Raw genomic sequence first — 23,821 nt, 5'->3', positions numbered from 1 at the left:
TGGAGCGAAACTACGGTCGGCTTCTTGCCATGTCAAGAAAAGATTTGTTGACTTAGATTCGATGTCGTTGTCACGGCTTGTTCACTTATCAAAGGTGTTGACTTTGCCCAGGGTCTGGATGAGAGTTGTTTTTGTTTATTACCCGCGCATATTGCTGTAAGACAGGCGGTCGGCATGTCCTACTACCCGACCCGTAAGGTGACCATCCTCGCCCTTGATCCCAGCGTGAAGGGAAGCGATGGGAAGCTCTTGCGGACGCAGGTTGAAATTCCGAATGAAGTGTTGGACCGAGGACCGCGCGGTTGTCGCGTCCACGTGATCGACTACGACGCGACACGTGATGTTCTCTATCCATGCGGTCGCATGCGTGTAGCGACGAACTGCGACGATCAGCTTCCCGAAGATCCCTGGGCCAACACCTCTGATACCGAGCTACTGAAAAGCCTCGATTTTCATGCGTGGATGACCTACACCGTGATTATGAAGACCCTCGCACGTTTCGAACTCGCGTTGGGTCGTAGGGCATCGTGGAGCTTCGGTGGCCACCAGATACAGGTTTCACCCCACGCTTTCTCCGATGCAAATGCTTTTTACTCTGATCAAGCGCAGGGGCTCTTTTTCGGATATTTCCCTAGCTTCAACACGCGCCGTACTGTCTTCACCTGCCTGTCACACGAAATCGTTGCGCATGAGACCACGCATGCATTGCTGGATGGGCTACGCGAACGCTACATGGATCCATCTTCTCCGCAGCAGGCGGGCTTCCACGAAGCATTTGCAGACATCGTTGCGTTGCTATCAGTTTTCTCCGCACAATCCGTCGTCGCCAAGTTAGTCGATCTGGGCATGAAGAATATCGATAACGTCAGCATCGATCGTATGAATCTCACACCAGACAAGCTGCGACAGTCGGCTCTCTTTGGACTTGCCTCTGAGATGGGTGCGGAATTATCCGGTATTCACGGTCAGGCATTGCGACGCTCTGTTTCTCTTCCGCCAAGTCCCGACTATCTTTCTTCGTCGCTGTACCAGGAACCTCACATGTGCGGTGAAGTGTTGGTCGCCGCAGTGTTGAATGCATTTCTTGAGATCTGGATCGAACGTCTCACCGCGGTCGGAAGTGAGTCCAAGGTAGATCGCGATCGCGCTTCAGAAGAGGGCGCAGAAATCGCAGATCGCATGCTCACGGTTTTCATCCGTGCAATCGATTACTGCCCACCTACTGATCTGCAGTTCAGTGACTTCGCCAGCGGTGTTCTCACCGCCGATTGGGAGCTTAACCCCAAAGATGATAAGTACAAGATGCGTTCCGCTTTGCGGAAATGGTTTGCAGAGTTCGGAATCAAGCCGAGTTCCAAAGGCGCAATAGGCCACGAGCCAGGAACTTGGGAGGTCCCGCCCGCCAAGATCCCGTTCAAATATGACCGTACGCATTTTGAATCGATGAAGGCTGATCCCGACGAACTTTTCCGTTTCCTCTGGGTGAACAGAAAGGCGTTTCGACTGAATGAGCAGGCTCTGACTCGTGTGCTCTCAGTCAGGCCCTGCGTGCGAACGGGGCGCGATGGGTTCACCCTTCGTGAAACGGTTGTCGAATACCACCAACAGCTCAAGGTATTCGCGCGCGAGTTAGCGAAGCTTGGCGTGCAGAAACCGGTGGGCATGCCAGACAGTACAGAAGTAACGCTTTACGGTGGCAATGCCGTGGTCTTCGATGAGTACGGTCACGTGAAATACAACATCGGCAACAGTGTGCTTTCATCTTCCGACAGACACCAGACTCGTCAGTCTTCCCGTCTGAAGTACCTCTGGGAGAATGGTGCATTCAGTCCGGGGGCTTCCAAGATGCGGGCGTTTGCAAGCATGCATCGTCTGAGGAGCACAGGGTGGTATCGATCCGCCAACATTGCAAACGAAGAGGAGGAATAGACGATGGTCAATGATCCCCAGGCGCCTTCTTCCATCACCGTCCGCATGTATAACGTGGGTTTCGGCGACTGCTTTCTACTTACATTTCATGCGCAAAAAGATACCCACGTGCTGATTGACTATGGCAGCACAGCAGCTCCAGGCTCTAAAAGAATTAAGAGCGATTACATGTCCGCGATTGCGAAAGACATCGCGGAGGTTTGTAAAGGAAGCCTCGATATTCTTGTCGCCACCCATCGTCATCGTGATCACATCAGTGGTTTCGCGACGGACGATTCCGCGACGGGTCGTGTGATAGCAGCATTGAATCCTGTCCATGTGATTCAGCCCTGGACCGAAGACCCTGACGCTGCAACGGACGCGAAGAAGGCTACGACACCGCCTGCAGATCTCTCTAAGGCGGATCGTACTGCTCACTTTGTCGCTTCGCTGAATGACATGCATAGTGTTGCCAGTACGATCGTGGATCGCATTGGCAGCCAGCATTTGGTCGCCGGATCGGAAACGCTGCGGCAGCTCAGCTTCGTTGGAGAAAATAACCTTGCCAATCTATCAGCAGTGAAGAATCTCATGGCAATGGGCAAGAAGACGAAAGCGCATTACGTCAATGCCGGGATGTCTCTTGACGGGTTGATCCCTGGCGTGAAAATCACAGTGCTCGGGCCCCCAACTCTTGAGCAGAGTGAAGCAATTCGCAAAGAACGTTCGCAAGATCCCGATGAATTTTGGCAGTTTCGCAGCTTCTGGGCATCGCAACGAGCCGCTGGAACTTCAGCAAACGGCGCGAAGCAGGGGTCAAAGTGGTTCATCCAACACAAGACACTTCCCAAGGCATCCCGCTCACCCAACATGCGATGGTTCATTGCGCAATCGCAGAAGATCCATGCTGGCCAGTCGCTTGACCTTGTGCGCGACCTGGATAGTGTGATGAACAACACCAGTGTCATTCTTCTATTCGAGACAGGTGATCAGAAGTTGTTGTTCCCTGGAGATGCGCAGATTGAAAACTGGTCTTTCGCTCTACAAAATCCCGAATGGAAAAATCTTCTAAAGGACGTTTCTCTTTACAAGGTTGGGCATCATGGAAGTCTGAACGCCACGCCGAAGTCTCTATGGAAGATGTTCGCTCGCAAGGGTGGAGAGGGAACACACAATCGGCTGGATACACTCTGCTCCACAAAATCGGGAAAATTTGGCAGCACGAAATCCGGCACAGAAGTGCCGCGGCAATTGCTCGTTGCTGAGCTTGAGGCAGAAAGTGAATTCGTTTCCACAGATGATCTGAAAGCGTCCGATGGGATCGTCCACATCACAACCCTAGAAGTTGGAAAAGCCCGCGCAACAAGCAAGAAATCGTCTGCGCGAAAAACAGCAACCAGAACAAAGAAGAATTAGAGGGAGGATTGCACAATGGAGTACTTAACCTGCACACCCAAGAGCTTGCCCGCCTCAAAATTGGTTGCGGCGGCAAAGACAGCTTCCACTATTAATCCGTTAAACCATGCGCCTCTTGAGCGGCTTACTCGCTTGGTGCCGGGATTTGCACCAACACCAGAACGCATTGCCGTGGTCACAACGAAATATTGGGGATTGCAGGGAGTCAAACTCACCGTTGGATTTCTGGATAATCCGGAGACAGCTCTGAGGAAGAGATTACTGCTGCACATGAATGCCTGGGCTAAAACGGCCAACGTAACTTTTGTCGAGGCCTCCACGGATCCGCAGGTCCGCATCGCTAGAACGGGCGGAGACAATGGCGGCTACTGGTCTTATCTGGGCACCGATATTCTGCATATCGCAAAGAGTCAGCAGACGATGAATCTCGAAGGCTTCACAATGAAGATGCCTGAGTCAGAGTTTCATCGCGTCGTACGTCATGAAACGGGCCACACCCTCGGCTTTCCACACGAACATATGCGCAAGGCGTTGGTGGCTAAGCTAGACGTTGCGAAGACCATCGCCTACTTCGAACGCACGCAGGGCTGGAGCGAAGATGAGATTCGTGCACAGGTTCTGACGCCGATCAACGAGTCCACACTTCGCGGCACCGCTGCCGATGCGAAGTCAATTATGTGTTATCAACTTCCAGGCAGCATTACCAAGGATGGCCGGCCCATTATCGGCGGTCTCGACATCGACGAGACTGACTACAAATTCGCGGCTCTGATCTATCCGAAATCGAAGCCGTCTAGCTCATCACCAAAGACCACGTCAAAGAAAGCAGCGAAGAAAACCACAAAGAAAGTTGCAAAGAAGACTACTAAGAAGGCAGCAAAGAAAACCACGAAGAAGCCTTGAAGTAGCTGGAGTCAACAGGGAACTGACCCTTGCACAAGGTCAGTGGATGGAGCGTACTGCGACAGGTTCTCCTCGGACGACCTGAACGCCATTCCGATGCAACTGCGGCTCTCGAATCACTCAAGCGCCTGAGGCAGCATGCCTCTGATCCCGTGTTCTCTCGTGAGGACAGCAAGGGGCGGTTCGACACTCGCTCGTGGTTTCAACCTAGCCTGGAGGATGCTGGAATAAGCGAAACGTGTGGCATTCCAATCGCCACACGTTTTGCTCCTGGCTCGCCATGGCAGGGACAAGCATTAAGGAGATCCAGGAAGCAGCCGGTCATAAGACGATCACGGTGTCGGCCCGCTATAGCCATCTGTCTCCGGCACACCGGCTGTAGGTGGTGGAGCGGATCGCGTCTGGCGCGAAGTAGGCAGTTGCTCCGTAATGATATTCCCCGGATGTTGAGATGATCTGCCGAGGTTCAGGAGTCGGCGTCAAGGCTCTGCGACCGCGAAGCGGCGCGCGGATGCGCGGCCTTGACGCCGATCCGACCTCGGCTAAGCTCCGGAAATTCGGGGAATGTCACTCTCCGCAAGACATTGCAGATCATAGCGCTCCCAAACAGCAATTCGGCCACTTCGTAGAAACGAGCAGCCACCAGAGCAGCCGCTATAAGTCTTTTAAAATCTTGGTGCCGGGAGGGGGGGCGAACCCCCACGAGGTTGCCCTCGGCGGATTTTGAGTCCGTTTTTTGTCGTTTTGCACACCCTCGCATGAGGTCGAAAGAAATCGCAAATCGCCAGTATTCATGCGGGTTTGAGCGGCCATGACCTGTTGCACTGAATCGCACCAAATCGCACCAAATTCCGGTACAAACCGGCACCAAAACCGGCACCAGAAAGATCGGAGGACTTCAGGTACCGTTTTAAGTAACTACATGATCTTATAGCGCTGCTTTTCAATCACAAATTTCCTTATCTTGATCTAACGCGTCCTCATATCCCTCCTGGAATAAGAACGATACGAGAGAACCTCGGTGCCAGTTTTGGTGCCGGTTTTGCGGAGGCATAGCAGCGGGTGCACTCCATCAAAAACACGCGACATTTTGGTGCCGAAAAAATCCCCTGTGCCGTTTATCGCAATTCATACCATCAATTCGAGAATTCCGGGCAAATCGAGCTTCTTTTGACTCCTAACAACCAGAGGATCCGTTTAGCGCCGATGTCGGCTCAAGTCCTTGCTCGATAAGTACATTGGCCTGGAGTCAGCAGTCGAAAATGCCGATAATCGAAGCTGTTTATTGAGGCGATTGCTGACAGCACTGTGAAAAAACTTGCGGGTCCAGTCCGATCGTTGGTGATGAAGAGGATACTTTTATCCTTGCCTCTAGTCGCGTTCCTCGTCTGGCTTGCATATTCTTCCAGTCCATCAGGAAGACGCGAGAGACAGATACCGACCGCACCTCATCCCTTTGTGCGTGGAGTCAAGTCCTTTGAGTTATTCCGCAGCGGATCGCGCTGGTACATTGTGCAGGTCTCGTGGGACCGAGAGCGCGATGGGCTGGAAATTCCACCGGTCTATCTCAAGGATCAAGACGAATAACTCCCCAGGAACTTTCAACGTCGCATAGGCGATGACTGCAATAGAAGGCTTCCCGGCACCAACAGCAATGCGTACTGTTTCGTCGATAGAATCGAACTATGAACTTGGGCGGCAACATGTGCGAGGTGGACCGGGGCTCTAAGCCGCTCAAGCTCTCGCGAAGTGGAGTGATCGACGGAGCCGAACTCTACGATGGCACACTTGTGGACAAGTTTGACACCGGCTGGCACTTTCACGACGGTTGGCAATTTGTCGCGGTGACTCAAGGTGAGCGACGCTATCAGTTCAAGTCTGGAACCGTAGTTGCCAAGCCGGGACGTCTGGTGCTTCTGCCCCCCAATCTCGTTCATAAGGCTAACGGCATTAAACATGAGAAGACTAGCTTTAAGATCGCAACGTTTCCAGCTCTACCCCTCAGTGAGCGGTTGACACGCATCCCGATCGAGTTGTCTGACTTGACCCTGTTCGACCATTTCCTCGCTACCTACCAATCTCTTCAGGAAGCCAAGATGGGCGAGGGCAAGGAAACTCTCCTCTCACACATACAAGCGACGCTTGCAGTGGCAGACTCCGCGAAAGATGAAAAGCAATCGCGTGCTCCATCTTTCGTCACTGAGATGAAAGCTTACCTTCTGCAATCGCTTGATAGAGTGCCCTCTCTGGCTTCACTTTCCGCTCGAGCGTGTATCAGTCCATACCATCTTGCTCATACATTCACCAAGTTCATTGGTCTCTCGCCACTGGCATTTCACGCACGGGCCCGACTACTGAAATCAAGGACATTGATCTCAGAAGGAAACAGCCTGAGCGATGTCGCTCTGTCTCTGGGGTTCTCGGACCAGAGCCATTTTGGACGGCACTTTAGAAGTGTTTATGCCATGACACCAAGTCAGTACCGGCGAAGCGTCATCTCTCCTCGGCGTTGACCGCAAGATCGTTCTAGAACACCCAGGCTGAACTGATGTCCACTTGCAATGGACATCAGTTCATTGAGGTGGGATACGGCGAAGAGCAACCAGCCAAACGACAGAGTGAGTGAGCCTCTCGCGTCAACGCGAGATGCCAGACGGACGCTTGCCCTGGCGAGCCTCGCCCATGCGCTCCATGACGGCTTCATGGATATGACCTATGTCCTGCTCCCCATTTGGCAGACAGACTTCTCGCTAGACTACGTAGCACTCGCTCTGTTGCGAGGGCTAAATGTAGGAACTTTGGCGGCGCTCCAGCTCCCCTCATCGCAACTAGCGAGAGTATGGAACGCCCGAACCCTACTCGTGCTCGGCACACTACTCAGTTCTGCTGGTTATGGGCTTGCTGGAATCTCCGGTGGGGTGGGCGGCCTCTGTATCTCGCTCGTACTTGCTGGGGCTGGCGGTAGTACGCAACATCCACTCGCCTCGGCTGCGGTATCGCGGGCCTATGGAAGCAGGGCGCGGGGACCGCTTGGAACGTACAACTTTGCCGGAGACCTCGGTAAAGCATTGCTACCGCCGCTCGTCTCCGTGCTGCTGACCCTGATGCGCTGGAGGGCGGCTTTATGGATAGTCGCTGGATTGGGATTGCTGGTGTGTGTAGCACTCCGGTGCCTTATGCCAGCCGTTCCTGCTGGAGAAACTGAGCCCAATGCGATGTCGTCTTCCGATCAGGGAAACTCGAGCGAGCGTGGTTTCTGGATGCTATTCGTCATTGGGGTCTTAGATACGGCAACCCGCATGGGATTTCTTCTGTTTCTTCCTTTCCTGCTCAAAGCAAAGGGAGCTGGGCTAACGACAGTCGGTCTCTCTCTCTCTCTCTAGTCTTCATCGGCGGAGCCTTCGGAAAAGCGCTCTGCGGATGGCTTGGAGAACATCTTGGCTTGGTGGCGACTGTGGTGACAACAGAAGTTGGGACGGCGGCAGCCATCTTCGGAGTGCTCTACCTGCCTCTCAGACCGAGCATGTGCCTGCTCCCGCTCCTCGGGATCATGCTTAATGGCACATCCTCTGTGCTCTACGGGACCGTCCCAGAACTGGTGAGAAAACCTCGGATTGAGCGCGCCTTCGCATTGTTTTATACGGGCGTCCTCGGATCGAGCGCACTTGCTCCGGTGGTTTATGGACGACTCGGTGATTTGGCCGGAATTGCCTGGGGAGCAGCCGCTACCGCCGTTACTGCTTTGGTCGTCGTACCGCTGATATGGGTTCTAGCTCCACAACTTAGACAACGGGAGGTTCATGGATGAATTTCGATTCGAAGACGCCTTTGATGCTGATTACGGGTGGCAGTCGTGGCGTAGGAGCAGCGACGGCACGACTGGCTGCGAAAAGGGCTACGATGTCGTTTTGAGTTATGTTTCCAATGAATCCGCTGCCCTCGCAGTCGCTGCAGATGTAGAGGCTTTTGGACGCCGGGCATTGGCAATACGCGCGGACAGCGCCGATCCGGATCAGATTTCGCAGCTCTACGACGCGATCGACCGGGAGTTTGGTCGTATCGATGTACTCGTCAACAACGCTGCGATCATTGCACATCACTGCCGTGTCGAAGACCTCAACTTTGAGCGGATACAACGTATCTTCGCGGTCAACACCATTGGCCCAATGCTTTACGCGCAACAAGCCGCGAAACGAATGTCGCACCGACATCAGCGCCGGGGAGGTGTCGTCATCAATATCTCTTCGGCCTCTGCCCGGCTCGGCAGTCCGAACGAATACGTTGATTCTGCCGCGTCGAAGGGAGCTATTGAGACCTTCACCACAGGCTTTGCGAAAGAAGTGGCACGTGAAGGGATACGCGTGAACTGCATTCGACCGGGACACATCTATACCGAGATGCATGCGAGTGGAGGAGAACCTGACAGAGTCGATCGAGTGAAGGATACGATCCCGATGGGCAGAGGCGGAAAACCGCAGGAAGTTGCAAACGCGGTCTTGTGGCTCGCGAGCGCCGAAGCATCGTTCACTACCGGAACGTTTCTCGACGTCACAGGAGGAAAATAAGAATTGTCGGCCCGCTCCGCGCCGCTTACCTGACAGTCTCCATTAATGGTGAGAACGCCATTGCAGTCATTCATCATTCGCGTCGATAATCCTGCGAGCGCTGCACGATCGAACGGAAGAAGTGGTGGATATTGCAGCAGGACAGGCGTGTGCGGAGAGGGCGACGGACGATACAAAGCGGCTGAAGTCGGAGACTACCCTCAAGAGACACGGGATATCCATTTACGGCTGTCGAACCACTGCCTGGTAGGTAGCCAACACGCAAGATGCTCCATGCTCCTCGCGCGTGAGATTGCCTTGAAGATTGAATGTTGGTTGAAAGGTGACAGTGAAGACGGTCTCGTCCTCGAAAGCTACGGAGATCTCAGGACCGTATGGTCCGTCCTCGTAAAGCTTAAAAGACCGCACAATGCGATTTCTCAACTCGGTACATTCGATCATCAGCTTCCCCCTTTCCTAGTTTGGTGAATCGACGATATCACACGCATAGTGTGTAGACTCATAGTGGTCAGAAACGAAGCATGGAGATGTGCCTGCTTCGTCCAACCTGACGCTCTTCGGAAAAACCGTACGAAGGTTACGGGAAGAACTCGGCTATTCGCAAGAGGAACTCGCAGAGCGAGCTGGATTACACCGGAACTACGTCGGCGGCGTAGAACGTGGTGAACGGAATATCGCGCTGGATAATATCGTAAAACTGGCCAAGGCACTTTCGGTCAGAAGCCGCGATCTCTTCCAATCACTGCCGTAGGCGAACGCAAGCCTTCTCGAAGAGTTCCGTTCTTGGAGCGGAATGCAATTCGCGTTAGCATGGATACCCACTGCATCACTGGCGAGATGCCGTAGTTCCCGTCTTGACGCCGCCAGCAATGAAGCTCTTGTCATGTCCTAACAGCGCCCAACGCACGACGGCTCCTCCACGAAAAGCGATTTGTTGACCGCTGAACAGAGAGCGCCACAAGCTGCGGATTGTTTTGATCTGACCGCCACTCGCGACCACGGCCGCATGCAGAAAGAGACAATCTCTCGCTCTGAGCGATTCAACGCGCAAGAGCCTAGCGAGAATGGAAAGGCCGCTGGCAGCGTCAGTTTCCATCCATCGCTTTTCGAGCGCTCCAAAGCGCTTATCGATTAGAGTGAGCTGCCCGGAAACCGGCTGGAGGTCGCGTCGAAGTTGTTGCATTTCCTGGGTGAGAGTCTTCGTGCGCTCTTTGTCTGCGTCCCGTATTGCATCTTCCAGTGCAACATCCAGAGCCGTGAGCGCGGATACCGCAGGAGCGATGGTGGACCACGCCTCGGCCTTTGCCCGCTGAAGCGCTTTGACCAACCCCAAAACTGATTTGTCGTCGTCGCGATTCTCGTCAGGCACGAACAGGTCGAGTATCCAGACCTTGCTAGCTTTAGCCTCGACGTTCAAAAGCGCCTGCCCCAGTTCGATCAGGAAAGCTAAAGGATCGAATTTTGTGTCGACTCCACGTGTGGACACATCTTTTTGAAACAACTTTACTAGTTCCAGTCCAGTATCGATCACTGCATGGGTCGCCGTGAACGCCGCAGGCGCAGCGACCAAAGCTTCCTTTCCCTCTTCAGAAGCGATCGATGCATTCTTCGCAACCACATTCTTCTTTGGGCGAGAGTGTCCGGCCTCGTTCCATGAGTCCGCAAGGGTGGAATATGCAGCGGTCAGTTGCCTCAATTCGAGGTCAACAGCCTCAAGATTAGTTAGATCGGTGAAGAGCGAAGCTCCCGCAATGACGACCTCTCTATCGCGTGTCGTCTTTTCGACCTCGCCAGCTATTGCTGCCGCGAGATGCGCGGAACTTACGTAGCTGAGTCGCGTAGACTCGAAAGAACCCTCGTTAGAAGGTCCTGCGTCGGGAGGCAAATTCGTCTGTGACACGTCCATCGGTCGTCTGTGACCTCACTTTGGCTGCACAGTGCAAGGGATATTGTATTTCGCTTGGATCGTGCAGATATCGTCTTGCAGCTTCAATAAGGTGTCTTGCTTCGTGAGGGCAGCGTTTGGATCAACGGCTGCTGCTGCAGTATTCCTTGCGTCGAGAACAGTTCCCGTGGCCGTACCAAGTGAAGTCATCGTACCCGCGTCAAGTCCGCCAGTCGTGCTGAGAGCAAATGTCTTGAGCGCACCGGTGGCTTCAACCATTCCCAAGGTGTAGGTCAGTGACTTGCTATGACGATCAGCCGGCAACGAAATGATGGTTCCGAGTTGCGCAATGGGAATGGTCGCACCGCCATAAGACTTTGCCTTGTCGTCCTGAAGATTCACCTTAACTAACGCTGGAATCCGATACCGAAAGCTTCGGTCGCCGTGCGTGTCGTCGACAACCTTCGTAAATAGTTGATCCGTCTTCGCTGGTCGATACGAGAGTTCAAGCTGCAATACTCGCGCATCTTCCTTGTTGGTTACCGGTTTCTTGAAATCGTCCGGTTCGGGTACGCCTTCCGGCGGAATCTCGCCTTTGAGGACTTCCACACCGTTGCTCGCAAACTCAAAAAGAGCCACGGGGGGAATCGGATCGGTAGTGGTATCAGGGATATTGCGTGTATCTATCGTTGCATTCCAGGTTGTAGTTGTCTTCGTGCCAATGAACAGAGGTGCTAGTTTAGTAGCAATTTCGCTATCCAGCCGCGCAATGAGTGAGGTTGGATCGAAGACAACGGCGGCGTTCACCAGCAAGTTGTTTCGACGCTGCACGAGGCTTGCCACATTCCGACTGTAAGCGCGGAGAGCAGCCGGGAGCTTGGTGAGGTCCAAGCCATCTCTATCTGTCTTCGCGATAGAACAGTAGTTATTGACAAGCTGTGCCTGCACGTCGCTGGAGATGCTGGGAATGGCCGCCGCTATGTCCGTAAAGACTGTCGTATCCTTTGTACTCAACTCCTCGCATGTCGGAGCGAGGGTTGCGCCCTGCTTGTTGGGATCGGGGGCTCCGAAGAGAGACTTCGAAGCGATTGTCGTCGCAGCTCCGATCGCTGACACGATGACGTCCGTAGTGCGGTTGGTCACCGTTGCCGACGCGCTGGAGAGTAAGCCCGAATCGTTCCAAGCCATTGTCAAGCTCTGATCGACTGCTCCCGCTCCAGAGAATTTGACGAGAAAAACCTGCTTCGGATCGGGTTCCCCAAAGCTCGAAAAGGTAGACCCATCCTGGACGCTGTAAGTGATCGTCCCATCGTCAGCGCATTTCTTTGGACAAACTGGTTTCGAGTCAGGAGCGAAGATCGATGCGTACTGGCTGTAGGGTGCATTCTTGGCGACAGTACGATCGATTTTTGCTTGAACCCGCAAGACCGTCTTAGGAAGCGCATAGATCACTCCGTTTGCGGCAGGAGCGTTGGCTTTCGCATCCAAATGCTGAACAACAACTTTGCTGCAGCCCGCAAGAAGCACTGCGGGAACTATCAACGCGACGCCGAATAACCTCTGCATGAATCTCCTCCTAGGCAAATAGTGAATACATCTCGCGAACAATGCTGCTGTCTACTACCGAATAGCCCATCCACCAGCGACCCTCATCGAATGCACTGTCGCCACGCCAATCCTGAATGTGAAGGCACCTACGCACGTCGTCGTATCCGATGGCAACAACGCAGTGACCAGTCCCACCGGGCGGCGATGATGAAGGAGACAGCCATTCAAGGTTTAAGTCCAGAAAATGACTGGGATAAGCTGCGGGCAATTCGAAGCCAAGTACGATGGGACGGTCTTGTTTTAGCTCTTCTCTAGCCCAGGCTGCGCGAGATGGTCCGCTCGGCGAGTCGTAGTGTGCGGACCGAATCCACGCTCTATTGAATGCGTCAGTGTAGGCAGCAGCGGAAGGTACCATCTGCGTTCCGGCAATCGTGTAAGGAGCCGGATGAAGAATGGAGCTACAGATTCCCTGAGCTCGCAGAGTATTGAAGCCGTCGTCAATACCTATGAACCCAGCACCGTCACCGGCCCCGTTGTCATATCGACTCACGTGGTAATGGAACATTGCAGAGAATGAAGCTATGGAGGCATCAATGGCCTCCATGCCACCAGCCAAGGCGCAGGAGACGCAACAGGGTAGATTTCCTTGATCGGGCCTAGTCCGTGGGAGAGTGTTGATCTCATAGTGACCGGCGTCCTGGGCAATGGCGGCCATACGAGCGAGTCCGGCGGCGGGAGAAACCGCCGATGCCGGTTCACGAAGCCTATATCCGGTTGCGGGCGACATCGCCATGCGATTCTTACCACCCTGACGAGCAGAACTCTGATTCGAGAACGATAGGCGCCTGGACAAATGCGCGTGCGAAATTGAACTTTTGGGACGAAAGCAAAGATACCTTAATTTAGTGGGTACGCCAGAGATTAATTTCGAATTGGACATGCACGAGCATTTCGAGCTCCCCCGATCGCTTCCTTTAGAAGGAATGCAACGTGGGAAGATAGCGGCAGGAAGAAACCGAAGCGGTGTCTTCCTGCCCGATTTGGAGTGCAAACGAAAACGATGGGCGGCAGCTTTGCCGCCCATCGCTGATTGAGTGCTAGGCCGCTTTCTTGACGGCCTTCGTCGCGGGTTGTGGTGTCTTCTTCGCCTTCTCCTTTGCAGCGAACTCCTGCTTGACCTTGGTGGTGATGGCTTCGGCATCCACTTTGTAGACCGTGGCCGCTTCCTTGAGGATGACGGTTGGATTGCCCCTTGTCACCGCCAGCAAAATGCTGGCTTCGACCAACATCCGGGAGAGCGTTCCTTCATCGGCGCGGCGCACGAAAGCACTGAGTGTCTTCTTCACGCCTCCATCGTCGCGCTTCTGCCGGATGCCGTGCTGCCGCGCCAGCATCTCGACGCGGCTCTCATCCATAAGCAGCAACAGTCGCTCCATGATCGAAAGCAGGTCGCGCTTCATCAGGCGCACCGGAACAGCAGAACCGATCGCCGTGAGGACGCGTAGACCAACGGTGTTAGCGATGGCCTGTTCCCTGCGCTGCTTCTCCTGATCGGCTTTCCATTTGGCATCGTCATTCTTCGTGACCTGTTTGGGATGGTGAACCGGGCAAGAGGCGTTGGCACACACTTTGTGGATAGTGCCGATGTCGGTGCCATCGGTAATGATGGCCTCGGTGGTGAACTTACACTCCTTGAACTCAGGACGCTTGGCCTCGTCCTTCGACTTGGGGCGGTCGTCCCGAATCGCCGTGTATTTGCCACGCGGCAATACCGGACTGCCTTCCTTCTGTGCGCCGAATGCCGTGCTGATCTGCACTAGCTCCGGTTTGGCAGCAAGGCTCTTGGCAATGTGCGCGTCCACCTTGGACTGGTAGCAGGTCGGGTCGGTGCATTGGTCGCCCTGTCTGCCGAGGTCATCGCCGAACAGCAGCTTGTTGTGTCCGGTGCGCTTGGGGCAGTCGGCGCAACTGCCAGCGGTGGGCACAAGCTGCGCGTCCCGCTTGTTGAACGGTGCGTCCTTGAGTAACAGGAGAACGTTCGATTCAATCCAGAAGCGGAGATTGCGGACGGGCAGCAGGAGGCGAGCGGGCTTGTCGCCGCCTCCGGTGTACACCTCCTTGAAGCAGGCTGTGAGTCCGGCCCGCTGCTGGTCGGCGGGTAGCTTAGCCAGCAACAGCGCATGACCAACGCCGATATGGTTCTGATAGAAGGCCGCAGTCACTTCATCGCACAACTCGGTCAGTTTCAGACGAGCGGTGATGTACGCGGGGTTCTTGCCCACCTTGGCGGCGATCTGCTCGACGGTATCGGTCGGCTCGGTCAACAGGAGAAGGCGCTTATATCCTTCGGCTTCTTCCATTGGGTGGCCGTCTGCTGAATGACTTCCAAGCTCTCGGCCAGTAGAGAGGCATTGCCCTGATAAAGCTGGATGTAGTCGGCTGACGCGGTTTCGTTCACTAACCCAACGGCCTTACCGACCACGAAGGCCACGGCCTCGGCCTCCAGTTCGCGGATGGTCTTAGTGGTTGCGGTGCGCCGCTCTGCCTTGTGCAGCAGTTCGTGCGCCGTCTCGTGAACGAGGGTTGAGAACTCCTCGGCTTTCGATTGGCCGGGGAGAATGGCAATCCGTCCGCCGTAGCTCATGCCAAGGGCGGGAGCGATGTTGGGGTTATAAACAAGCGTGATGCCTCGGCCTTTGACGAACGCGGCCAAGCGGTTGATGTTCTCGCCGGGATCGCCGCTGACTTCGTGGAGGTTGGGCAGGTCTACGCCGTTGGTCTGCGAAATGTCGAAAACGTAAGCGTTGCGGAAGCCAAGCAATACGCGGGTGTTCTGCTTGGTGATGTCCTTCTCAGCCTCTTCCTGCTTCTTGCGTCGAACGCCGACGATGGGAGCAAGGATGCGGATGCCTTTGGCTCCTGCGTTGACGCTGCGCCCCATGTTCTTCCACGTCCAGAAACCAGCAACACGGGTTGCGGTGGGCATCTGCCTCGCAATCTCCAGCACATTCCCAAAGCTGTAGTTATGAAAGCGGCTCATGGCCGTGAGGTAATTAGTGAGGGCGTCGGACTTTCCGGCCTCGAGCTGCTCAATCAAGAGCTTGATGTTCTGGGCGATGAGTTCCTGTTTGGTGAGGGGCTTCTTGCTGTCGATGGCGGTGATATTGTCGGTGGTGGCTCTACTGCTCATGGCGTCTGCTCCTTGGGGTTTGGCTTTTGCACGTCCGCGTTGAAACGCGGCATGTACATGCCGAACGCCACCTGGCGAAGGCGGGGGTAGCAAACGGAAAGGTCTTCGAGCGCAGCTTTTTGGGGGGACCGCGTAGCGGGGGAGCCAAAACCCGGAGGGCGAATGGCCTTGGAGAGCGCGATCGGGGCAGAGCCCCTTAGCGAGGTCTGTCTTCCTTATTGGTGCGCCTCAGCGCACGGACATGCAGGGAGGGGGTTGCGGGAAGGAACGTCCCGCTGGAGGTGGGTAGCGGAAGACCAAAAGCGTCTGAAGCTAGGGAGGAGGCCTCCTCCTCAAATGTCGGTGGAGAAGTCGCTAGAATTGATGCCATTGGAGAGTTGGCACTCATGTGCCAAGAAAGCGGAGGGACGGTGCTTAGTCGAGTTCTCTTGTTTTGGATCGTCTTTGGTGGTGCGCTAATGGCACACCCCCAAAACGTTCAAAGCGTTCAGCCCAAACAAGTCGATAACAACATTCAACGGCGACTCGATGCGATCGACAACAAGCTGGCCGTGGACGTGCCTACGAGTCGGCGCGGCTTTCACCGTCCCAGGCCGAGCCCCAGACTGGCCGGTTTGCTTGAAATGTCTCTTTGACGGCTAGCTATCAGCGATTCGTGTGCGGCTTGTTTTCCGAACTCCAGAGCAGAAGTTTTGGACACGTCTACGCTTAGGCGCTCTGCCAAGTTCGAGGCGTCGTTTGTGAACACGTGCGCGTCGTGGGAAGCGCGTGAAACGGACACATAGGCGAATCGTGCGTTGATGAGCTCGGGGTGAGCTTCGGTATCCATGTTGACCAACACGCGCTGAGATGTGAGCCCTTGGGAACTATGCGAGGTGACCGCATACCCATGATCGAAATGCCTCATCTCTTTAGGGTCGAACGTAACATCTTTACCACTGTCCATCCGCAGAGTGATTCGCCCGTCAGGCTCGAAGGTCTTGATTGTTCCGAGGTCACGATTAGCCACCTGCAAGTCGCGGCTCGGCGCTGTGAGTTGAACCCTATCCGCAATGGAAAACTCACGGTCAATCTCACGGTAGGCGGAGATGCCTCGTAACCGCTCAGGGTCGTAGGTCACCTCCACTCCATCTCGCCTTTGAACCGTAATAAGGTTCTCTTTAGGCTCGGTCTTGACCACCTTCGCGTAGCTGCCAGGTTCGATTCCGTTGTCCTTACTGCCACGAACGTAGTGAAGGATGTCGCCTGCCTGGTAGCGCGCTGCCCAAGCTCGGTCTGCGCCCGTCATGTCCCAAAGACGTTCTTGTAGCGGTTCTTCGTCGCGGGAGACCAGTCGTGCTCCTTGAGCCACGCGTCGATCTCGGAGGGTTTGATCTCGTCTGCGACACGCTCACCAAAATCTTTAAGGATGATGTTCATCCGAATGCGAAAGTTCTTAATGTCCTTCCGGCCATGCTCGATGTACCACTCAAGAGCGTGTTTCCCGAGCGCCTCGAACTTCACGCCTCGGCTCTTCATGTTGCTGGGCAGCTTCACCCCGCGCAGCGCATCCGCATTGCGAATCTTGTAGAGGTCGCTCGCGTCCTTCTTCCGACCCACCTTCTCTCGGCGCTCGCGCCCGTCGATGGTGTACCGAATCCACCAAATCTCCGAACCGGGGTCTTTTTCGAAGACTCCGCGCTCCTTCTTGGTCGTTCTTCTGGGCATCTCGGCATCTCCTAATTCAAAGTAGCAAATCAGGTACGAACCGGCACCAAAACCGGCACCAGCGGTTTTTGAGCATGAAAAAGCCTCTCTGGCTGAGAGGCTTTGGTATTCGCAACCTATTCATTTTGTGAAGCTTATCTTGGTGCCGGGAGGGGGGGTCGAACCCCCACGAGGTTGCCCTCGGCGGATTTTGAGTCCGCTGCGTCTGCCAGTTCCGCCATCCCGGCGCTCGCTACTTTGGTCTGTGGGCGAGAGTTCAAGTATCGCATCAAAGGGAATGGTGTTGCAAACCCGCATAGGCGCATGGCTGGAATCACGCAGAAGCCTGATGTTTGCCTGCAGGGCATACGGAAAGTGCCAGAGCTGTCGGCAATGAGGAAAGCGCCAGCAGCTGGAGCATCGGCTCCAATCTACTGGCGCTGCATGAGTGGTGAGGTTATCGGCTACTGGGTGAAGCCGTGTTCAGGACTTTGACGATGGGCTTGCCAGCGGGTGTGACAGTTACACCGCCTTCGCGGACGATTTCTGTTGCAGAAATGTCCTTGCCGTACACGGCTTTGTTCGCATCGTCGTCGGTCGCCATCGATGCGCTACCGAGAGAGGCTCCGGCGAAGAGGCCGCCCTTGGCGCGGGTGTATGTCAGAACGTCGAAGTTTGTATCGTTTGCTCCCACGGCCTTAGCACCGCTGGGGCCTGCGACTGCGCTTGCGTCGGCGCCCAGCTTCAGCTTGCCGGAAAGCAGCTTGAGAGCGCTCTTCTTATTTTCAAGAAGCATGACGTAGTCCGTCTCGGAGCGGCCCAGTTGCAGGCCGAGACTGCCTACATCGAGCTTGTACATGGCAGGAGCCGACCAGGCCCCGGTCATGTCTGTTCCGGTTCTGCAGACGAGCACTCCACGACCGTAAGTAACGCCAAGACCCACGCCTACTTTTTTCACGGCTGGAAAGACAAGTACGCACACGGCTTTATCCAGATAGGTCTTCGGGATGGAATCCGGGTGAGCGATCATCTGGCGCAGCACTTCGGCTGAGGTACCAAGACGATCATCGATTTTGTTTTGGGCAAACGCGGGAAGCACGGTGCCAAGAATAAGTAGCAAAAGTGCGCGATTTGTTTTCATGTACGAGCCTCTCTCCATTTGCTTCCTCGGAAGCGAACTCCTCTTGTGCACCCACACTATCGAGAGAGTCCTTCACAGCAATACTGGTAAAAGATGCAGTGGGCATATGAAACGTACAAATGGGCGCGATGCCCTTGTTCCTATCTATAAGTAGCTCAAGAAAACCGTGGATCTTCAGCAACCAGGCGTTCATGAAGCGCGAAACGCACTAGCTCCGCGTTACTCTTCAGACCAAACTCTTCCATGATCTTGTATTTGTGAAATGCAATCGTGCGCACCGCAACATCGAGAATGGCCGCAGCCTCTTTCATGGAGCGCCCTTCGGCCAAAAGCTGTAGCACCTCACGTTGGCGCGGCGTCAGTTCTTTATCCTTAGTCGGTTTCGGATTGCGAATGAATTCATCCATCAGTGGTTGTGCGATGGAAGGTGTGACATAGGTTTTTCCACGAAGTATGGTACCCAATGCGCGCTTCAATTCTGTGCCTGCAGACTTTTTCAGAAGATAGCCAGAAGCCCAGTTGTGCAGCGCCACCGAGGCCACGTCCGGATCTTCATTCATGGTGACGACAACAAACTTTGTTCGCGGCAGCATCTTTTTCAGTTGTTGACCAGCATCGATGCCATTTAGAAGCGGCATACCAAGGTCAAGAATCACAATTTCCGGTTTCAGTTCCACGGCACGTGACAGCAGTTTCTTGCCATCATGGACAAGGTCCAGAACTTTGTAGTCCGGTTCGAGAAGCGCTCGTAAGGCTTCTGCGATGAGGATATGGTCGTCCGCAATCAGAACTCCTGGCCGATCCACGGTGTACCCCTTTCTCCCACCTCGAAATCATTCGCATTCGCTCTTGCCTGCATGACCGCGTCAGAGAAAACGGCGGATTGTCAGCCGACATGTGTTGGAAACGAAACAGAGATCGTCTATACGAGCGGCGCTCTCGTTCTTCGGCTTCCATGTTTGGACTGCCTGTTACTTGACCACTGAGCATAGCACTCACGTAAGGAGTTGCACCTGTAAGAACTGGCAGTAGTGACTAAGGCCAAATTGCAATGTGATGTTGCTGCGCTCGTATGTTCAACGCGGTCCCAAGGTCGCCGTATCTAGTAGGAGGGAGCAGTGGCCGTCAATGTTGTCAGACACGGCAGGCCTATGTGTTGTGTTGAACCAAGGGCTAATAGGCGACCGTGTGCGGCCTGCTGGATTTGGATAACTATCTTCGTTTGTACGTTGATGCCGTCCTTCGCTTTTGCTTCGAACAGGCAAAAGGACGACGTCATTACTTTGAAGAATGGTGACATCATCACCTGCGAGATCCGTTCCCTCGAGAAGGGACAATTGACTGTCAAGCAACCGAACGCAAGTTCGACAGTAGTTTTGGATTGGAAAAGTATTGCAACGGTTCGCTCAAAGCAACTATTTGTGATAACCGATAACAACGGTAAGACATTTAGTGGAACGATGCATCAAGATGCTGCTGATTCCATGCTTACTGTGGAAGGTGTTACGTCCATTTCAATTCCACACGGATTGGTCGTAAACATTCAGGAAACCGATACAAGATTTTTTCGCAGTTGGCGCGGCGATATTGATTTAGGCATGAGCTTTGCCCAATCAAACTCTCAGAAGCAGGTAACGCTGCAGGGAGATCTGTTCTCACAAACGGTAAAACGCGTCATAGGGATCACTGCAAGCACTCAATTTACGAGCCAGTTGGAGACCAGCAACACACGCGAGACGGATATCAAAACGGAATACTTCGTGCAGCTTCGACGAACACGGTGGGCTGAAGGCGGGATCGCGAACTTTCTCTCTAGTTCTGCGCAGAAGATCAATCTGAGAACGTCTCTTGGTGCAGCGATTGCTATGCGCCCGATCATCAGTAACAAGACAGACCTAACCTTGATTGGCGGCATTGCCTACACCACTGAAAATGATTCCTCAGCAGCCACATCGCCACGCTCCAACACTGTCGATTCGGCATTCGCTGTGCAATATTCAACATTTCGTTTCGACTCCACCGACTTCGATACCACAGTGTGGGTTTATCCCAGCATCTCAGATGGCGGTCGCGTGAGAATGACGCTGAATCAAGATGTCTATTTCAAGTTCTACAAAGACTTCTATGTTCGAGGCAGCTTCTACGACAACTACGACAATCGTCCCGTGGTGTCGGCGCCTGCGAACAACGTGGGTACTTCATTCACAGTGGGCTGGTCATTCCGTTAAAGGGAAGAGCGGTGGATGGAGGTCTGGCAAATCTGCCAGTGGCACGTGATTGCATGTGCCGGTAGGTTGACAGCGTGGAGTGGCAGAAAGCAGCCCCCGGTTGTCACTCGTATAAACAACTGCTGCGATCCGTGAGAAAGGGGACGCCCTCTATGACAGGAATTCGTAGCTGCCTGATGTTTGTAGTCGCCCTATTGCCGTCTTCGCTGAGCGCTCAAAACGCCACTCCTGCGGCCTCTCCTCAATCCCAAAGTGATAAAGCTCCGATTTTGTTCGGAACGAATGTGGACATCGATCAAGGAAGCAAGAGCAAAGGAGCGAGTCTTGGGTTGGGTTCTTACGATTCGAAGAAGAAGGATCAGAAAAAGAAGAAACATCATGGCGAGTTCGCGATTGCACCGATCCCTATGGTGAACCCTTCCATCGGAAATGGGGGAGGCCTGGGGGGTCTCTATGCCGTCCGTCTTGATGGAGGTCCAGAGTCAGAACCATCTTCATTAGGAGCAGCAGGTTTTATTACTGCGACCGGAAGTTGGTCAGCAGGCTTGGGTGGCCAGATCCATCTGCGCGACGATAAATACCGAATCACTGTCGGCGGCGGTGGGGGCAAGTTTAACTACAACTACTTTGGGGTTGGTACCAGCAGTGGTGGTCAAAGCATACCGCTTTCACAAACGTCGAAGGCGTTCCTGATAGAACCCAAAATGCGTGTCTATCGAGATTGGTATCTGGGGCCGCGTTATCACATCATCGGCAGTACAGCTGGTTTGAATTCGACCAAATTGGATCCCAGCAAGCTTCCGGTTCCGCTGCCGTCCACGATCGATCTTCGTACGGCAGCGTTGGGAATCAGGTTGCAACGAGACTCCAGCGATAGTTCGTTTTATCCAACGAAGGGATCGCTCTTCGATACGCTCGCTGATTTCTATGCACCGCAGTTGGGTGGTAAACGGACCTATCAGAATTTGACACTGGCGTATAACAAGTATCTTTCTTTGGGAAAAAAGAACGTTCTTGCGATTCATGCTTCTTCCTGCATGGTGACCGATGGTGCGCCTTTCTATGATGTGTGCGAACTTGGCATGTCGAAGGATATTCGCGGATATCAGGTGGGTCAGTTCCGTGACGATCGCATGCTGGTCGGACAGATGGAGTTCCGTAGAGAGCTGTTCTGGAGAATCGGAGCCACAGCATTCGCGGGGGCTGGAGCAGTGGCACATGACTGGGGCGGGTTCAGCAATTCGGAGGCAGAGCCCGGTGGGGGCCTCGGACTGCGATTCATCCTGGCTAAGCGGAATCACATCAATCTTCGCTTCGATTACGCATGGGGCGATAGCAGCCACGCTGCCTACGTCAGCCTTGGTGAGGCGTTCTAATGCTGGAGAGCGCTCCAATACCCGCTGCGCCGAGAGCAAAGAAAACGCCCCGCTATTGGCTGAGTATGACTGTTCGAGCTTTGATTCTGCTGGGAATCGCCACCATGTATTTCATTTCGCTCTGGTTCAGCCAGACGGAGGAGAGTAGGAGGGCGCTGGCTCTCACAGAGGCAGCGTCGGCCGATGATTATGTCCAGTTAGACATCCGTATTACAGGTATCGATCCAGTGAAGGCGTTGCTTTATGAACGCATCCGTCTGAGCCCGAGAGGAACGTTGGCCATCGACCGCAACCGGCCAGCGGAGGATTTGACGTTGTTGTTAAATTCCGTGGCAGGGCAACAGACAATCCACTTTGCAAAGGGAGAGCGAATCGAGCCGGTTGATGCTGCGGTTAATCTTGTCGGGGATAACAACAAATATCCCTTAGACATATACCGTGCAGATCTGGACGTTCTGGTTAGTAAGAAGGTAGCGCGTGCACCCCTGGGAGTGCCCTTTGTTGGGCCTGAGCCTCTCGTGGATCCCACCGAGCCGGGCGGCCTCGTGGTTGGCGCTGGCGATCTGGAGCAGAGCGTCCCTTTGCCTGTTCGAGAGAGGGTGGACGCCTCCATCCCACAATTCAAGTTCAAGGGAACCGTAACGCATGACGATGTGAAAAAGCTCACACAGACTCACATCGCTGCGAGGCGGGCCAACAGTGTCATCTTTTCGTCTGTTGTGATTATGGTCACCATGATGGGGTTGGCTGTCAGCATTACAGCCATGGCCATTAAAGCGACGCGTCCCGGGGCGCAGTTTGATCTGCTGCCTCTTTCGCTGTCCATCTCCCTCATTTTCGGGCTTCCGGCGCTTCGCAACACGCAGCCCGGTGTGCCAGGCGTGGGAGTTCTGGGTGATTACGTGTCATTCATATGGGCGTCGCTTCTGGTTTCGCTCTCGGCCATTGCTCTGGCCTGGGCCTGGATCTTCAAGACCCCTCAACGCACCTCGGATGGGAAAACCCGCCCAGACACCGAAAGCGCCCCGGAAATTCGAGATCGAAACTAACGCTTTCGCGACGACGCTAGAGTCGGTTATGCTTCAGTGCATCCAAAAATTTCTCGCATTTGTACAATCTGCGCGATTCGCAGTGTGCGTACTGTCTTTGTGCACAGTTACACATGGTCGTTCATCAAAGCAGGATGGGAATGCGGAGGCAGGAACAGCGTGCAAGAATCTTTGCATCGAGCGACGTTGCTATGTGCGGACGATGACGCGAGCGTGACCGCGCGCGTACGCGCCATGCTGTCAGACACCTACGACATCGTGGCAACGGCAGGCGATGGTGCTGAGGCTCTGGAACACGCTCTTCAGCTGCGTCCCGATTTTGCCATCCTGGATATCTCCATGCCGCGGATGGATGGCTTGACGGTGGCTCGGCAAATGCGAAAAGCCGACTCTCCAACAAAAGTTATCTTTCTGACACTAATTCAGGATGACGATTACATAGCCATCGCAAAGCAAATTGGAAATGGATATGTTCTGAAGAAGAAACTCGCCAGCGACTTAGTTCAAGCACTAGAATCTGCTGCCAGCGGCGAATTTTATTGTTCTATATAGAACGAATAACTCCTGATATCTCACCGTTTTCCGTGACATTCTGATATATCACTCACCTGTTAGATTTGACAGGCGTTCGTACTCTAATTTCATACGCAACTGGAAGCACTTTCATGTAGGCTATTCGCGAAAGCATATGTATGGAAACGCGGAACGATTAGAAGTGTCCGATTCCCAATATGCGATTCGGCAGCTCCATATTCTTGTCAAGCATTGAAACTCTGATGGTCTGATGTCCTCCCAGTGAAGCCCTCCGGGGTTACACGCCTATTTGGCGTGTACACGAATCGAGGATTTATGGACAAGTCTGCAAAGGTATATTCCAGCCATAGGTCATTTGTTCCATGGTCACCGAAGCAAACAAGCCATGGGTT

21 protein-coding genes and 1 tRNA gene are annotated in these 23,821 nt (G+C 54.1%); 12 read left to right on the top strand and 10 right to left on the bottom strand.

The window, feature by feature from the left end; genetic code table 11:
* Positions 1–174: 174 nt before the first annotated feature.
* The 8 genes from BLT38_RS11925 (at position 175) to BLT38_RS11880 (ending at position 9,543) form a co-directional block, all read left to right on the top strand.
* Positions 175–1,929 (top strand): hypothetical protein, encoded by a 1,755-nt coding sequence (locus BLT38_RS11925; protein WP_083345376.1) that lies wholly within the window; start codon positions 175–177, stop codon positions 1,927–1,929.
* A gap of 3 nt (positions 1,930–1,932) precedes the next feature.
* Positions 1,933–3,324: a hypothetical protein gene (locus BLT38_RS11920; protein WP_083345375.1), complete on the top strand. Its 1,392-nt coding sequence runs from the start codon at positions 1,933–1,935 to the stop codon at positions 3,322–3,324.
* Positions 3,325–3,339: 15 nt separating this feature from the next.
* A complete protein-coding gene (locus tag BLT38_RS11915) occupies positions 3,340–4,227 on the top strand; it encodes a M12 family metallopeptidase (protein ID WP_083345374.1) in 888 nt (295 codons plus the stop codon).
* A 238-nt stretch (positions 4,228–4,465) separates the two neighbouring features.
* Positions 4,466–4,609: a tyrosine-type recombinase/integrase gene (locus tag BLT38_RS21190; RefSeq protein ID WP_197674886.1), complete on the top strand. Its 144-nt coding sequence runs from the start codon at positions 4,466–4,468 to the stop codon at positions 4,607–4,609.
* 1,303 nt (positions 4,610–5,912) lie between these two features.
* Positions 5,913–6,740 (top strand): helix-turn-helix domain-containing protein, encoded by an 828-nt coding sequence (locus tag BLT38_RS11900; protein ID WP_083345372.1) that lies wholly within the window; start codon positions 5,913–5,915, stop codon positions 6,738–6,740.
* A gap of 48 nt (positions 6,741–6,788) precedes the next feature.
* The gene (locus tag BLT38_RS20790) at positions 6,789–7,610 is read left to right on the top strand and encodes an MFS transporter (RefSeq protein WP_269456816.1); all 822 of its coding nucleotides are present in this window, start codon (positions 6,789–6,791) and stop codon (positions 7,608–7,610) included.
* Positions 7,611–8,027: 417 nt separating this feature from the next.
* Positions 8,028–8,792: an SDR family oxidoreductase gene (locus BLT38_RS11890; protein WP_197674884.1), complete on the top strand. Its 765-nt coding sequence runs from the start codon at positions 8,028–8,030 to the stop codon at positions 8,790–8,792.
* 529 nt (positions 8,793–9,321) lie between these two features.
* Positions 9,322–9,543, top strand: coding sequence for a helix-turn-helix domain-containing protein (locus BLT38_RS11880; RefSeq protein WP_083345370.1), 222 nt, complete (start codon positions 9,322–9,324; stop codon positions 9,541–9,543).
* Between the two features lie 75 nt (positions 9,544–9,618).
* Here BLT38_RS11880 and BLT38_RS11875 read toward each other — a convergent pair whose 3' ends face one another.
* The 10 genes from BLT38_RS11875 to BLT38_RS11830 all read right to left on the bottom strand — a co-directional run bounded on the left by BLT38_RS11875 (position 9,619) and on the right by BLT38_RS11830 (position 19,048).
* Positions 9,619–10,410: a hypothetical protein gene (locus tag BLT38_RS11875; protein ID WP_156785112.1), complete on the bottom strand. Its 792-nt coding sequence runs from the start codon at positions 10,408–10,410 to the stop codon at positions 9,619–9,621.
* Positions 10,411–10,713: 303 nt separating this feature from the next.
* On the bottom strand, positions 10,714–12,243 hold the full coding sequence (locus tag BLT38_RS11870) for a DUF4831 family protein (RefSeq protein ID WP_083345368.1): 1,530 nt from the start codon (positions 12,241–12,243) through the stop codon (positions 10,714–10,716).
* 10 nt (positions 12,244–12,253) lie between these two features.
* A complete protein-coding gene (locus BLT38_RS11865) occupies positions 12,254–13,018 on the bottom strand; it encodes a hypothetical protein (protein WP_083345367.1) in 765 nt (254 codons plus the stop codon).
* A gap of 304 nt (positions 13,019–13,322) precedes the next feature.
* Positions 13,323–14,585 carry a ParB/RepB/Spo0J family partition protein gene (locus BLT38_RS11860; RefSeq protein ID WP_231966445.1) on the bottom strand — a complete coding sequence of 421 codons (1,263 nt, stop codon included), beginning with the start codon at positions 14,583–14,585 and terminating at the stop codon, positions 13,323–13,325.
* Positions 14,546–15,415, bottom strand: a complete 870-nt coding sequence (locus BLT38_RS11855; RefSeq protein WP_083345366.1) for an ArdC-like ssDNA-binding domain-containing protein — start codon at positions 15,413–15,415, stop codon at positions 14,546–14,548. Before BLT38_RS11855 ends, BLT38_RS11860 begins: the two co-directional genes overlap by 40 nt.
* Before the next feature lie 580 nt (positions 15,416–15,995).
* Positions 15,996–16,703 carry an ATP-binding domain-containing protein gene (locus tag BLT38_RS11850; RefSeq protein ID WP_156785111.1) on the bottom strand — a complete coding sequence of 236 codons (708 nt, stop codon included), beginning with the start codon at positions 16,701–16,703 and terminating at the stop codon, positions 15,996–15,998.
* Complete coding sequence (locus BLT38_RS11845) at positions 16,700–17,122, bottom strand: hypothetical protein (RefSeq protein ID WP_083345364.1); 423 nt, start codon at positions 17,120–17,122, stop codon at positions 16,700–16,702. The genes BLT38_RS11850 and BLT38_RS11845 overlap by 4 nt, the downstream gene beginning before the upstream one ends.
* Before the next feature lie 140 nt (positions 17,123–17,262).
* Positions 17,263–17,349, bottom strand: a tRNA-Leu gene (locus tag BLT38_RS11840).
* A 209-nt stretch (positions 17,350–17,558) separates the two neighbouring features.
* A complete protein-coding gene (locus BLT38_RS11835) occupies positions 17,559–18,242 on the bottom strand; it encodes a lipid-binding SYLF domain-containing protein (RefSeq protein ID WP_083345363.1) in 684 nt (227 codons plus the stop codon).
* A gap of 155 nt (positions 18,243–18,397) precedes the next feature.
* Positions 18,398–19,048: a response regulator gene (locus tag BLT38_RS11830; RefSeq protein ID WP_083345362.1), complete on the bottom strand. Its 651-nt coding sequence runs from the start codon at positions 19,046–19,048 to the stop codon at positions 18,398–18,400.
* 312 nt (positions 19,049–19,360) lie between these two features.
* Between BLT38_RS11830 and BLT38_RS11825 the strand changes: the two genes are divergently transcribed.
* The 4 genes from BLT38_RS11825 (at position 19,361) to BLT38_RS11810 (ending at position 23,447) form a co-directional block, all read left to right on the top strand.
* A complete protein-coding gene (locus BLT38_RS11825; RefSeq protein WP_231966443.1) occupies positions 19,361–20,470 on the top strand; it encodes a DUF481 domain-containing protein in 1,110 nt (369 codons plus the stop codon).
* Between the two features lie 152 nt (positions 20,471–20,622).
* A complete protein-coding gene (locus tag BLT38_RS11820) occupies positions 20,623–21,846 on the top strand; it encodes a BamA/TamA family outer membrane protein (RefSeq protein WP_083345360.1) in 1,224 nt (407 codons plus the stop codon).
* 65 nt (positions 21,847–21,911) lie between these two features.
* Complete coding sequence (locus BLT38_RS11815; protein ID WP_172838256.1) at positions 21,912–22,895, top strand: DUF4436 family protein; 984 nt, start codon at positions 21,912–21,914, stop codon at positions 22,893–22,895.
* Positions 22,896–23,054: 159 nt separating this feature from the next.
* Positions 23,055–23,447 carry a response regulator gene (locus tag BLT38_RS11810; RefSeq protein WP_156785110.1) on the top strand — a complete coding sequence of 131 codons (393 nt, stop codon included), beginning with the start codon at positions 23,055–23,057 and terminating at the stop codon, positions 23,445–23,447.
* Positions 23,448–23,821: the final 374 nt, after the last annotated feature.

This window comes from Terriglobus roseus, from assembly GCF_900102185.1.
In the GTDB taxonomy this organism is placed as follows: domain Bacteria; phylum Acidobacteriota; class Terriglobia; order Terriglobales; family Acidobacteriaceae; genus Terriglobus; species Terriglobus roseus_A.
This window is presented reverse-complemented; position numbering and strand designations above follow the sequence as displayed.